The following is a 13,904-nucleotide window of genomic DNA, read 5'->3' as shown; positions in this document are numbered from 1 at the left end:
AAACCCTGAAACTGCCCCGCCTTATTGTTACGGGGCTGTAGTAAAATTACTTCTTCGCTAGTGCTGAAATTCTGCTTGAAAGCGAGAATAAACGAATAAAGCCTTCAGCATGCGATTGGTCGTAAACATCATCTGCACCAAACGTTGCAAAATCTTCGCTGTATAAGCTATTAGGTGATTTTTTCTGAACCGCTGTTACCTGGCCTTTATAAAGCTTAAGAATAACTTCGCCAGTAGCAACTGTTGATAACGCTTCTGCGCCCGCTAAGATTGAATCTTTAAGTGGTGTAAACCAACGACCGTCATAGACTAAATGTGAAAACTCGCCGCCCAGTACTTCTTTCCATTTGCGGCTTGCTTTATCAAGTACTAACTCATCAATCGCTTGTAATGCCGCCATGATCACTGTGCCACCAGGGGTTTCATAACAGCCACGGGATTTCATGCCCACTAAACGGTTTTCAACGATATCAACACGACCAACACCATGCGGGGATGCAATATCATTAAGTTTAACTAGACAGTCATACGGTTTAAGCTGCTCGCCATTGACAGCAACAACTTCACCTTCAACCACGTTTAAGGTAACAAATTCAGGCTCATTGGGTGCTTGCTCTGGTGAGCTAGTCCAAGTCCACACTTGCTCACTTGGTTGACACCACGGATCTTCAAGCTCGCCACCTTCGTGAGAAATATGCCATGCGTTTGCATCACGGCTGTAGATTTTAGTTGCCGATGCAGAACATGGAATATTACGCTCTGCCAAGTAATCAAGTAATGACTCACGGCTTGATAAGTCCCACTCACGCCATGGCGCAATAACTTGAAGATCAGGCGCAAGGGCCGCAAAACAAGATTCAAAGCGCACTTGGTCATTACCTTTACCTGTACAACCATGAGAAAGTGCATCAGCGCCTACTTTACGAGCAATCTCAACTTGCGCTTTAGCAATAATAGGACGTGCCATTGACGTACCTAATAAATAAGTACCTTCGTAAATTGAACCGGTTTTTAACGTTGGGTAAATATAATCACTTACCATTTCGTCTTTTAAGTCAACTACATAACATTCAGAAGCACCAGATGCGATCGCTTTTGCTTCAACGCCTTCAAGTTCTTCAGCACCTTGACCTACATCGGCCACAAACGCGATAACTTCACAACCGTAGTTTTCTTTTAACCATGGCACGATGGCTGACGTATCTAAACCACCAGAATAGGCTAATACAACTTTTTTAATAGAACTCATTGGTGATACCTTACACAAAATTTGGATTTAATAATGAAACAAGCAATGCGTTTTGCGCATGCATACGGTTTTCTGCTTGTTGTATAATTTTTGACGCCGGACCATCCATTACCTCAGAAGTAATTTCAAATTCACGGTGTGCTGGCTGGCAATGCAGTACAGTGTCAGCCCCAGTCTGTTTAAGCAACGCCGCATTTAATTGATACGGCATGTACTTTTCTTTTACTTGTTCAAGTGGCGTATCATCGCCCATTGATACCCATGTATCGGCATACACTGCGTTAGCGCCTACAGCCGCTTCAACACGATCACTCACCATCACTGATGCACCATTCATTGCGGCAATTTGCTCAGCCTGCTTTAAAATTTGCGAGTCTGGTGAACTGCCTTTAGGGCATACGGCAACAAAATCGGTGCCTAAAGTAGCCGCAAGTAACATCAGTGAATGCGTTACGTTGTTGCCTTCACCTAAATAAGCTAATTTTAGCTGGCTTACATCGCCATATACTTCTTGCAGTGTTAGAAAGTCAGCAAGTGCTTGGCATGGATGATATAAATCGCACAAACTGTTGACCACAGGTACGCTTGAAAATTCAGCAAGTGTGGTTAATGTTTTATGCTGATATACCCGCGCCACAATACCGTCAGCCCAACTGGCAATGTTCAATGCAAAGTCTTTTACTGATTCACGTGCGCCCATGGCGCCATTTTGTGAATCAAGATACACCGCATGTCCACCTAACTTATTAATACCTATATCAAATGATAAACGCGTACGTAAGCTTGGTTTTTCAAATAAAGTAACCACCGATTTGCCAGCCAGTGCTTGACTAAAATCAGCTGGGTTAGCTTTAATTTTTTGCGCTAAGTTAAGTAATTTAAGTGCGCCTTGTTGGTCTAACTCTAGACCCGATAAAAAATGATTAAACATATAAAACCTATGGTGTAATTTTTGTTCCGACGTGCTCACCCGCGAGTAGAGCAATTAAGTTTTCTGGCTTTTGCCAGCTCGAAATGTAAACGCCACGTCGTAAGTGCTGGGCAGCAAGAAGGCTGGTCTTTACTTTGACCTCCATCCCACCCAAAATTACTCCTTCTGCAATTAAAGTATTGATCTGGTTTGTGTCAAGTTGATGTAACGGCCGTTTATTTGCATCAAGTACAGCTTCTACATCAGTCATAAAAATAATTTCCGCATTAAGCTCTTTAGCTATTGCCGCCGCCGCTTCATCAGCGTTTACGTTATACCAAAGGCCATCTTCACCAAAACCGATAGAGCTGACCAGAGGTAAACGACCAAGTTTTAATAACTCCGGTATCACACTTTGCACACCGCCGTCACAATTACCAACTTGACCAAGCGCTTTGAGTTTTTGTGACGAAATAATGCCCGCTTCGTATAAACTAAGCCCGACCGGTTTATGACCTGCGATAATTGCTTGGCTCATTAATTGTTTATTAGCACACCCCGCAAGCGCGCCAACAATATAAGGCATTTGCTCTTTTGGACTGATGCGTAAACCTTGATGTTTCGCACTAGCAAAACCAGCCTCAGTCAACCAGTTATCAACTAGTGAACCGCCACCATGAACGATGACAAATTGTGCTTGAGTTTGCGATGCAAGCGCCTCAAATAACGCTTTAGCCGCGTCTTCTGTATTGAGTACTGCACCACCGAGTTTAATGACCCATGTTTGCATTACTAACTACCCTTTTAAACCTGTATTATGGGCAATACCCATGGCTAAATTAATGCACTGCAATGCTTGCCCTGCAGCACCTTTTAATAAGTTATCAATAGCTGCCATCACAATTAGCTGCGTACCTTGCTGCTGCCATGCAATATCAACGTAAGGCTGCTTTGCAACTCCTTTAATTGATGGCATTTTATTACCAAGCAATCTGATCAGTGGCTCATCAGCAAGCACTTGATAAGCTTGTGTAACTTGCTCTGGTGTAACTCCAGGTTTCAATTGCACATAAATAGTTTCTAAAATACCGCGTGGAAAATTACCTAAATGCGGCGTAAATAGCACCTTGTGACCTAAATGCTGCTCAATCTCAGGACTGTGTCTATGATTAAACAATCCATAAGGTGCTAACGACACTTCACAAAAATGCGTGGCTACACTAGCTTTACGCCCCGCACCGGTTACACCCGATACAGCATTAATAATAATGGTTTGCTCGGCTAATAAGCCGGCTTGTTGCAATGGTTTTAACGCATTCAGCGCTGCTGTTGGATAGCAACCAGCCACAGCGACTAACTGCGCCTTGGCGATTGCTTCACTATTCCATTCAGCCAATCCGTAAGCCGCTTCACTTAGTAATTCCGTATGTTGATGCGCAAAACCATAATAGGTTTGATAATCTTCATTACTGCTTAAACGGTAGCCACCCGATAAATCAAATACTTTTTTGCCCATGCTTAAAAAACGTGGCGCTAAGTCAACACTCACTTTATGATCAGTACACAAACATACAAAATCGGCCGACTTTTCAATATCGTTATAAGCGCTATCACTAAGAGGCAATAAAGGAGAATCAAGCAAACCTAAATGCTCAGGATACAAGTCACTTAATAATTTACCCTTATCTAAGCTTTGCTCAGATACATAGCAACCAGCTAAGGTTAATTGCGGGTGTTTTACTACCAAACTTGCTAATTCTGCGCCGCTATAGCCACTTGCGCCAATAATCACTACTTTCATTCGTTACTCTTTTTGGTTTTTTGTTACTACATATATATTCAAATCGGGTTTAACAGTGCATAAAACACTATTTTATGAATGAAATCTGGTTATCGTCGTTTTATATTCATTGCGTCGCTTTAATATATTTATGCTTAAAAAGTGAATTGATATTCATCATAAATACTTTTATATTGTTATGCAATTAGATTGAATACTTATTTTGGATTTTTTTATGTCATTACCGTCTTTTTTATCTATGTATCAGCAATTGATTGCTGCACCTTCAATTAGTGCCATGGATGAGTCATTGTCTATGAGCAATAAAGGGGTGATCGATTTATTAGCTACTTGGTGTACAAGTCTTGGATTTGAATGTGAAATTACTGAGTTGTCGGGCCCTAAAGGTCGTTTTAACTTACTCGCAAAACGTGGCCAGGGAGATGGTGGTTTAATGCTTGCCGGTCATACCGATACAGTCCCATTTGATGATAGTCGTTGGAACTATAATCCGTTTAAATTAAGTGAAGATAACAATAAATTATATGGTCTAGGCAGTATTGATATGAAAGGTTTTTTCGCTTTTGTATTACAGGCAATCAGTGAACTAGATAAGAATATTCAAACACAGCCAATTTTGATTCTAGCTACTGCCGACGAAGAAACCACCATGGCCGGTGCACAGCAAGTTTGTCAGCATAAAAACTTAAAGCCAGCTCGGTGTATTATTGGTGAACCTACTGATATGACGCCTGTTTTCACACATAAAGGACATATGAGCAGCGCGATTCGCGTAGTCGGTCGTTCCGGACATAGCTCTGATCCTGAACGTGGTTTAAATGCCATTGAAGTGATGCATAAAGTTATTGCAAAACTGTTAACTTTAAAAGAGCAATTAAAGAATAAATATGCAGTTGAGCATTTTGTTATTCCTTACCCTACTTTAAATCTAGGACACATTCATGGTGGCGATAATGCAAATCGCATATGTGGCTGCTGTGAAATGCATATTGATATGCGCCCTTTACCGGGTCTAAGTGTGCAAGAACTGCAAATGATGCTGTTAAAAATAGCTACAGAGATCAATAACCAATATCCCGATTCAGTCAGTGTGATGGATATGCACGAGCCAATCCCCGCGTTTACCGGCAGTACTGATTCGGCATTAGTTAAACTGGCAGAAAAAATATCAGGAGAGCAAGCAGTTGCAGTGAACTACTGTACTGAAGCGCCATTTATTCAACAATTGGGCTGTGAAACGATTGTGATGGGACCGGGTTCAATTAATCAGGCTCACCAACCCGATGAATTTTTGGCGATGGAAAAAATTAAACCATCTCAACATATTATCACTGAAATGATCAGAACATCGTGTTTTAGCTAACAAAGAAAGTGCTGCTTGCGTTATCCCCACGCAATCTGGGAATAACGCAACTGTTACTGCTCAGTCCATGTATTTACTAAGGTATTTCTTAAATACAGGATCTGTTTTAGCCAGCTCTTTTTGCTCAGCAAGTATATCTTTTAAAATACTCTCTGATGTCAGCGGATTTGCAAGTACGACTCTGAATACCACTGTAGGTTGATGATCATACTGCGCGGGAGTTAAACGGGTACGGGATACAAAGGAACGACCGGCTTCACGTTGACGTTTTTGCATACTGGCAGTAAAACGATTTAACGAGGCAAAGATATCCAAACGCGTTTGTTCATCTGCTTGAGCTATTTTTTGTTTTATCTGTTTTGGCACATAACGGTATGTCAGTAAACATAACTCAGGTTCTGAGATCAGCTCAAAGTCATCATCTGCTTTCACTAAATCAGCAAAGTAGCGGGCTTTTTCAATCCCTTTATCTATTAAGATTTCGTAGCCTTTACGGCCAATAACGCGTAAGCAAGCATGCACTAACATCGCCATACCAGGACGACTACCTTCAAGCGTATGACTACCTAAATCTTTTGATCCTTTACGTAAGATGTATTCTGCATGATGTTCTATAGCATCCGTAGCTGTAGGATCTTTAAATAGCACTAACCCAGCGCCCATTGGCACATACATTTGTTTATGAGCATCGACGGTAATTGAATCTGCTCGCTCAATGCCTTTCAGTAACGAGCGATATGTATTAGAAAGCAGCGTAGCTCCTCCCCATGCTGCATCGACATGAAAATGGCAGTTGAGTTCAGCGCTTAAATCAGCCATAGCATCAAGAGGATCAATATTGCCAGTTTCAGTCGTGCCGGCTACCCCAACAATCGCCATCACTTTTATACCTTGCGCTGCTAGCTCATGGGCTTTGGCGCGCATTGCATCAACATCAACCTTATTGTTATCTGCAGTTTTAATGGCAATAAAGTTATCACGACCAATGCCAAGTAAATCAGCTGATTTTCCTAGCGAGTAATGGCCACGTTCAGAAATAAGTACTGCAAGGCCTTTATATCCATAATGCAACATGGCACTGATCAAACCTTGTGAACCAATCCCTTTAAATTCGCCGTCCGCTTTCAGTAAGCGATTACGAGCAATCCACAATGCGGTAATATTGGCGATTGTGCCACCCGAACAAAACGCACCTAGCGACGTTTTCGCACTGTGCATCCATTTGCTATAAAAACTGTCATCTTGCCCGTATGCCAAATGATGCATCATACCAAGCACTTGGCGCTCAAGTGGAGTAAATGCTTTGGAGGTTTCTATTTTTACTAAGTTTTGATTAAGACCAACCATCAACTTAGAAAGTGGCAATACAAAATGCGGTAATGCTGACGTCATGTGCCCAATAAAGCTTGGCGCAGCGGTATGCACTGAATGAGCGACAAGTTGCTCCATAATATCTTGCGCATAAGCAGATACAAAAGTCGGATCTTCTGGGATTGCTGCCGATTGAAAATCTTTTTCAATCTCATGCAATGGCTTTTCAATTGCCGCTATGTTCTCATTCAAAAAACCTGCTAAATTGCTCGAGATCTCAAGTTCGATTTTACTCAAAGTTGAGTCTGGTGCTTCAGGCACAGTAAATATACGCATCAGAGTTTCTTTAGAGGCGACGGCACAACGCTTTTGATCCATCTTTATACCCAGTAAATGTAGCTTTGTTTAGCTGAAGATCCATCTCTAGGAACTCCATTACTAATAACGCCAAAACTACAATGATTCCACGAAATGCGTTAACTCTACTGTAATAGAGTTGAAATGTCTCGTATAAAGCCACAAAAGTAGCCAATTGCATGACAAATTAATGATAATTTGATTAATATTTATCATTCAAATAACTAACTATATTTTTATAGGCGATACAGCCTTTTTTTGTATAATAGAAGGGCTAATAAATCAAGGAAGAGCATGATAAATACAAATTTACGGACAAATTGGATAATCGCGGGTTTCATGCTGTTTTTTATCAGTTTATTGAGCTACATCTATTACACCTACAACAGCACTCGTAACGATATTATGCATAGCGTTGATACTCGATTACTCAATGCGGCATTAAGCGTTAAGCATATGCTTGGTGATGAATACCATCAAAAAATCAATGCAGGCCAATATATATCATCAACCGAATACCAACAAAAAAGCCGGCAACTTTCAGAGTTTGCTAATGCGTTAAATATCGCTTATGTATATGCCATGGTTTTAAAAGACGGTAATGTACATTTTAGTGCATCGAGTTACACTCAGAACGATCAAAATACCGGTAAAATCACCCAATTACTCGATCTATACCCTGAAGCAACTGCCGCTAATATTGGCGCGTTTTATTCAACAGAGCCAGTGTTTGAAATTTCAAAAGATCAATGGGGGCATTTTAAAACAATTTTTGTCCCTTTTGTCGATGCCAATGGAGTCACCTATTTAACTGGGGCCGATATCACCATATACGATCTCAATCAGCGATTAGCGCAAAGTGTATCTAAAGCTGCGGGCATGGCTATGTTTTTCTTTTTTATTGCTCTGTTGGTTGCCGGTATTTATGTGTATTTATTGAAACGTGCGATTTCAACCGATACCAGTAGTGGCTTTGCCAATCATATTGCACTTGAATATTATATTAAAAACTCCCCTAATCATCATCTGCAACTTGCTGTTATTTGGGTAAATGAAGTTGAAGATATAAGCAGTTTTTATGGTACAGAAGTAGGCGACCGCGTTATGAAAAACTTGTTGCAACACTTCAAAAAGCGCCGCCCTGCGGGTAGCCAGATGTTTCGTCTAACGACCAACAAAATAGTCCTCATCGCTCCTTTGGGTAAAGATAATGCAGGTTTTCTCGAGGTGATCCAAGCCTATAATTGCAGTACCCCATTACTTACCGACCCTTTTATATACATCACCTTGTGCGCAGGCATCGCCAGTGGCAATAAATCAATGTTACTTGAAAATGCCCATATTGCCGCATTACAAGCCAAGCAGGGACGCCACACTGTGGTCAATTACTCCAGCGCACTACATGATGTAAAAAACCAATATCAGTATAATGTAGCAATGGCAAAAGAAGTACGTGAAGCATTTGAGAACAACAGAATTGTGCCTTATTTTCAGGCAATTTATGATAATGAAACGAATGCCATTATTCAGTATGAATGTTTGGCTCGCATGATCACCTGTCACGGGGAAGTCCTAAAACCAGAATCATTCTTAGATGTCGTTAATCGCTCTCGCATGGATGGCATGCTCACCCGCACTATGCTCACACAATGCTTTGCACGATTTAGAAAAACCAGTACGTGCTGGAGCATCAATATTACAGCCCAAGATATGCTTGATCCAAGCCTTGCTGAATTTTTGGAAAACGAATTTAAACGCTATCCACTACCGAGTAATATTACCTTAGAACTATTGGAAACCGAAGCTATCGCAAATTTTTCTGAAGTAAAAGCATTTATAACCATGGTTAAAAATCGTGGTATACGGGTAATAATTGATGATTTTGGTACAGGTTATTCGAATATCTCTAATGTACTAAAATTAGAAGTAGATGGTATTAAGCTTGATGGTAGTTTGATCAGACAGATCATTCACGATAAAGACATTTATCTATATGTTGAGCATATTGCCAACTTTGCAAAGCAACTCAACTTACAGCTAATTGCTGAGCATGTAGAGAGTAAGCCTATCGCCAACGCGCTTAAAAAAGCAAATGTGACGCTAATGCAAGGCAATTACTTTGCCGAGCCTGTGCCACATATTACTGCAAATAAAAATCAACCGTATCCAATCTCTTAACCTAAACTCAGGTTAAGAGATTTACGAAAACATTAAGTTATAAAATACTTAATTTTTATTTCGAGCCAGGATCTAAATTAATTACTAAACGGTGACTTTGTTGACCACTTGCCCAATATTTACGTTCAAATGGCGTAACTGCCAAATCATTTTGATAAAGCTCTACTGTGCAGTCATGTCCGGTGAGTTTGAGTGCTTGAGCAAACTCTTTCACATAAATATCCCAATTGCTGCGAACTTCTAACAGCCCACCTAATTTAACGATAAATGGAAAAATAGCAGCGCCATGCCAGCGACGTTGAATATGCTTCGCTTTTGGCCACGGATTTGGATACAGCAAATAATGATGTGTGGGTTGCCAATTAGCCGCCACTGCGAGTCGCCAAAAGTCATTTAAATCGGCTTGCACTAAAATGTACTGACCTGAATCGGTTTGTTTATATTCAATGTCATGCTTATCTAAACGATGCGATGACTTATCAATACCTATAACTAACGCATCAGGGTGTCGTTTCGCTAAATTAGCCGTGCTTTCCCCTACCCCACAACACGAATCTAAAATAATGGGCCCATTAAAAGCCTGCACTTTTTCATTTACTTGATCAAACGCCGTTTGCGTATGTGCTGCAATGGGTTTTTTAAACTGGGCAGTTAAATGCTTATTAACTATATCATCCAGCTTTTCATGTAAGCCTTGTTGATTCGATACAATACTTCGTGAATTTGCATCACTCATTAGTGTCTTAACCCCACACCTTTTTTAATTAACGTTAAAGCTAATATAAATAAGGCTGTAATAAATAATAACAACACGCCAAATGCGACCGTTAAATCAACATCCGACACGCCTAAGAAACCATACCTAAAGGCATTAACCATATAAATAATTGGATTAACCTGCGATACGCCTTGCCAAAACTCTGGCAATAAAGTGATTGAGTAAAACACACCACCTAGATAGGTCAATGGCGTTAAAATAAAGGTCGGAATTATACTGATATCGTCAAAGCTATTAGCATAAATAGCATTGATCAAACCGCCTAAAGCAAATACCGCAGAAGTTAAAATTACTGTCGCGATGATCACAAAAATATTATGGATTTGAATATCCACAAATAATAACGACACACACGTAACAATTAATCCCACCAGCATGCCACGGGTCATACCACCGCCCATATAGCCAAGCACAATAATATAATTAGGCACGGGTGCAACTAACAGCTCTTCAATGCTTTTTTGAAACTTGGTTGAATAAAAGCTTGATGCCACATTAGAATACGAATTAGTGATCACCGACATCATGATAAGACCCGGAACAATAAACTCCATATAACTAAAGCCACCCATATCACCAATACGAGAGCCTATAAGATTACCGAAAATCACAAAGTACAAACTCATAGTGATTGCCGGCGGCACGAGTGTTTGTACCCAGATACGCAAAAATCGAATACACTCTTTAAACCATAAACTCTTTAAGGCTACGCCATATTTAAACATCTACTTGCCCCGCCCTTGCTCTAGTAAACCTACAAACAACTCTTCTAATCGGTTAGCTTTATTACGCATGCTAAGCACGGTATTGCCCTGCTCGGTTAATGCTGTAAATACTGCATTCAAGCCCTGTGATTTGGCTACTTCAACCTCAATAGTATGATCATCAGCCATAGTAAACTTATAACCATCAAGCGTAACGGTAACTGGCTGGACAGGCTGTTTTAAATCAAGAATAAAAGTTTCTTTATCTAACTTGGCAAGCAGTGCTTTAATGGTGGTGTTTTCAACGATAATGCCGGAATCAATGATCGCGATATTTTTACACAGAAGCTCGGCTTCTTCTAAGTAGTGAGTGGTGAGAATAATCGTCACCCCCTGCTCATTAATTTGTCTTAAAAAATCCCACATCGAACGGCGTAATTCAATATCAACACCGGCGGTTGGCTCATCTAAAATTAGCAGTTTTGGTTCATGCATTAACGCGCGAGCAATCATTAAACGACGTTTCATACCGCCTGATAGTGTTCGTGCTTGTTTGTCTTTCTTTTCAAGTAAGCCTAATTGAGCTAAATATTTATCCGCTCGTTGATGCGCCACCTTACGGGGAACTCCGTAATAACCCGCTTGATTTACCAGTATTTGCGTCAACGTTTCAAACTGGCTAAAGTTAAATTCTTGTGGCACTAAGCCTAGTTGTGATTTAGCTGCTTCTAAATCTGAATCTATGTTGTGACCAAACACCTCTACTAAGCCTTTGGTTTTATTAACCAATGATGAGATCACGCCAATGGTAGTTGACTTACCCGCGCCATTTGGGCCTAACAAGGCAAAAAAATCACCTTCATATACTTTTAGATCAACGCCTTTAACGGCTTCAACACCATTTTTATATACTTTGGTAAGGCCTTCAATATTCAAAGCCAATGCTTTACTCATGATTTACCCTCCCCATAACCCCAACGTTTAGTTAGCGTATGTTCAATATTTAAATGATCTAAAATACGTGCAACCATAAAATCAACTAAGTCGTTAATGGTTTGCGGTTGATGATAAAACCCCGGTGCAGCTGGCATAATTGTTACCCCGAGCTTTGCGAGCTTTAGCATGTTTTCTAAATGGATTTCACTAAATGGCGTTTCTCGTGGCACTAAAATTAACTGACCACGCTCTTTAATCACGACATCAGCGGCGCGCTCTAATAAATTATCAGAGGCCCCCATCGCTATTGCAGAGACCGAGCCTGCACTACACGGGCACACGACCATTTTTTTCGGCGCTGCAGAGCCAGACGCCACAGGGCTAAACCAGTTATCTTTACCAAATACTTGTAACTGCCCTGGCTGTGATTTAAATAAGCTACTTAATTGTTCGGTGGCTTTATCTTCATTGGCTGATAATTTAATGTTTGATTCAGTATCTAGCACTACACGCGCCGCGCTTGAGATCAATACATACACGCGAAACTGCTGCGCGAGCAATACTTCAAGTAATCGTAAGCCATATGGCGCGCCTGACGCACCACTAAAGGCCAGCGTTATGGTTTCTTTATATTGCACTGTCGCTCCGGTTTATTGCTGGATAAATTTATGCTGCAAAGCTGTTATCAATGTGTTGTGGAGACCATTAAAGCCACCATTACTCATGATCAAAATATGTTGTTGCGGTTGCGCTTGGGAGACCACTTGTTCAACGATCTCATCGGTATTACTCAAGCATAACATACCAGCCTGTTTGGCTTGCTCACTTAATGACCAGGTTAAATTATCTGGCTCGAATAAATACACATCATCAGCATCAGCTAATGACGCCAATAACGTATGTTGATGTACACCCATTTTCATAGTGTTTGAGCGCGGCTCTAATATCGCAATAATTTTTTCATTGCCTACTTTTGCACGCAACCCAGCAAGCGTTGTAGTGATAGCTGTTGGGTGATGAGCAAAGTCGTCATACACTTTAATATTGGCAATATCGGCTTTTAGCTCCATCCTACGTTTAGGACTAATAAATTCCCCTAACCCTGCAATGCTATGTTCAATTGCAATCCCGACATGGCGCGCGGCAGCAATAGCCATAATAGCGTTTTTAACATTGTGCCCACCAAACGCTTGCCATTTTACTGAGCCTTGGTATTCATCATTGAGTAACACTGCAAATTCACTGCCATCGGCATTAATCAGCTCATATCCCCAATCAGCGCCCAGTGTTTCACTTTCGCTCCAACAGCCTTGGTTAATTACATCTTGCAGAGCATCGTCTTGTTGTGGCCAAATAACTTTGCCGCTACTTGGTAGTGTACGCATCAAATGATGAAATTGTTTTTTAATAGCGTTTAAATCTTCAAAAATATCAGCATGATCAAACTCAAGATTGTTTAAAATCAGTGTGCGCGGTAAGTAATGAACAAACTTACTGCGTTTATCAAAAAATGCAGTGTCGTATTCATCAGCTTCAATTACAAAAAATGGCGTTTCGCCAACCCGTGCCGACAAACCAAAATTTTGCACGATACCGCCAATCAAAAACCCTGGCTTTAAACCCGCGTATTCTAAAATCCATGCCAGCATGCTTGCAGTGGTAGTTTTACCATGAGTTCCAGCAACCGCCAGTACCCAGGAGTTTTGCAATAAATTATGCTTTAACCATTCAGGGCCAGAAGTATACGCTAAGCCCTTGTCCAATACATATTCAACACATGGGTTACCACGACTCATTGCATTGCCAATAATCACCATATCTGGTGCAGGTTCTAACTGAGAGACATCATAGCCTTGGGTTAATTTAATACCAAGCTCTTCAAGTTGCGTGCTCATTGGCGGATATACGTTTAGATCAGAGCCCGTGACTGTATGACCTAGCGACTTAGCTATCGCTGCAATACCACCCATAAAGGTGCCGCAAATGCCTAAAATATGAATATGCATATTATTCCTTTGCCGCCACACATAGCTTACGCAGCGCTAAAAAATAGATAATAAATGAGATGCCATAATGCCAAAAATAGCGCTCAGTTACCATTGCCATCTAACACAACACTTGTGCTAAATAACAACGAATAAGTATATAAGTTAAATAATTCCCTTACTTATGCTTAACCGCTCAAATGTAGATGTAATTGCAGAGCCTCGCTGGAAAGGTCGCTTATCGATGGGTGCAAAATACACTTTCTAATTTAAGGTGCATTTGGCTTATAAAAAAACGCCTTAGCTCATTGAGTTAAGGCGTTTTTATTGAT

Annotated in this window: 12 protein-coding genes; 2 read left to right on the top strand and 10 right to left on the bottom strand. The window is 40.7% G+C overall.

What is annotated here, in order from left to right; translation table 11 throughout:
• Positions 1-46: 46 nt before the first annotated feature.
• The 4 genes from H5201_RS12895 to argC are packed head-to-tail and all read right to left on the bottom strand — an operon-like array spanning position 47 to position 3,960.
• Positions 47-1,249, bottom strand: a complete 1,203-nt coding sequence (locus tag H5201_RS12895; RefSeq protein ID WP_145235122.1) for an argininosuccinate synthase — start codon at positions 1,247-1,249, stop codon at positions 47-49.
• A gap of 10 nt (positions 1,250-1,259) precedes the next feature.
• Positions 1,260-2,180 carry an ornithine carbamoyltransferase gene (locus tag H5201_RS12890; protein ID WP_145235120.1) on the bottom strand — a complete coding sequence of 307 codons (921 nt, stop codon included), beginning with the start codon at positions 2,178-2,180 and terminating at the stop codon, positions 1,260-1,262.
• A gap of 7 nt (positions 2,181-2,187) precedes the next feature.
• Entirely contained in the window at positions 2,188-2,949 is a 762-nt protein-coding gene (gene argB / locus H5201_RS12885) for an acetylglutamate kinase (RefSeq protein WP_182739879.1), read from the bottom strand.
• A gap of 6 nt (positions 2,950-2,955) precedes the next feature.
• Positions 2,956-3,960: an N-acetyl-gamma-glutamyl-phosphate reductase gene (argC, locus tag H5201_RS12880; protein ID WP_182758416.1), complete on the bottom strand. Its 1,005-nt coding sequence runs from the start codon at positions 3,958-3,960 to the stop codon at positions 2,956-2,958.
• 214 nt (positions 3,961-4,174) lie between these two features.
• On the opposite strand from argC, the gene argE reads away from it, so the two are divergent.
• Entirely contained in the window at positions 4,175-5,323 is a 1,149-nt protein-coding gene (argE, locus tag H5201_RS12875) for an acetylornithine deacetylase (protein ID WP_182718378.1), read from the top strand.
• 60 nt (positions 5,324-5,383) lie between these two features.
• On the opposite strand, the gene panP is transcribed toward argE, so the two are convergent.
• The gene (gene panP, locus H5201_RS12870; protein WP_149981384.1) at positions 5,384-7,012 is read right to left on the bottom strand and encodes a pyridoxal-dependent aspartate 1-decarboxylase PanP; all 1,629 of its coding nucleotides are present in this window, start codon (positions 7,010-7,012) and stop codon (positions 5,384-5,386) included.
• Positions 7,013-7,285: 273 nt separating this feature from the next.
• Between panP and H5201_RS12865 the strand changes: the two genes are divergently transcribed.
• The gene (locus tag H5201_RS12865; protein WP_182784746.1) at positions 7,286-9,169 is read left to right on the top strand and encodes a bifunctional diguanylate cyclase/phosphodiesterase; all 1,884 of its coding nucleotides are present in this window, start codon (positions 7,286-7,288) and stop codon (positions 9,167-9,169) included.
• Positions 9,170-9,224: 55 nt separating this feature from the next.
• Here H5201_RS12865 and H5201_RS12860 read toward each other — a convergent pair whose 3' ends face one another.
• From H5201_RS12860 to mpl, 5 genes are read right to left on the bottom strand one after another with little or no spacing between them, the layout of a single operon-like run.
• On the bottom strand, positions 9,225-9,905 hold the full coding sequence (locus H5201_RS12860) for a tRNA (guanosine(46)-N(7))-methyltransferase TrmB (protein ID WP_182784744.1): 681 nt from the start codon (positions 9,903-9,905) through the stop codon (positions 9,225-9,227).
• Positions 9,905-10,672: an ABC transporter permease gene (locus H5201_RS12855; protein WP_145235106.1), complete on the bottom strand. Its 768-nt coding sequence runs from the start codon at positions 10,670-10,672 to the stop codon at positions 9,905-9,907. The genes H5201_RS12860 and H5201_RS12855 overlap by 1 nt, the downstream gene beginning before the upstream one ends.
• On the bottom strand, positions 10,673-11,605 hold the full coding sequence (locus tag H5201_RS12850; RefSeq protein WP_145235104.1) for an ABC transporter ATP-binding protein: 933 nt from the start codon (positions 11,603-11,605) through the stop codon (positions 10,673-10,675).
• A complete protein-coding gene (locus H5201_RS12845; RefSeq protein WP_182784742.1) occupies positions 11,602-12,225 on the bottom strand; it encodes a flavin prenyltransferase UbiX in 624 nt (207 codons plus the stop codon). The genes H5201_RS12850 and H5201_RS12845 overlap by 4 nt, the downstream gene beginning before the upstream one ends.
• A 12-nt stretch (positions 12,226-12,237) precedes the next feature.
• On the bottom strand, positions 12,238-13,593 hold the full coding sequence (gene mpl, locus H5201_RS12840; RefSeq protein ID WP_182739877.1) for a UDP-N-acetylmuramate:L-alanyl-gamma-D-glutamyl-meso-diaminopimelate ligase: 1,356 nt from the start codon (positions 13,591-13,593) through the stop codon (positions 12,238-12,240).
• Positions 13,594-13,904: the final 311 nt, after the last annotated feature.

It is taken from the genome of Pseudoalteromonas sp. SG43-6, from assembly GCF_014164365.1.
Lineage (GTDB): Bacteria > Pseudomonadota > Gammaproteobacteria > Enterobacterales > Alteromonadaceae > Pseudoalteromonas > Pseudoalteromonas rhizosphaerae.
The sequence above is the reverse complement of the archived record's forward strand: the minus strand, read 5'-3'. Positions and strand labels throughout refer to the sequence as shown.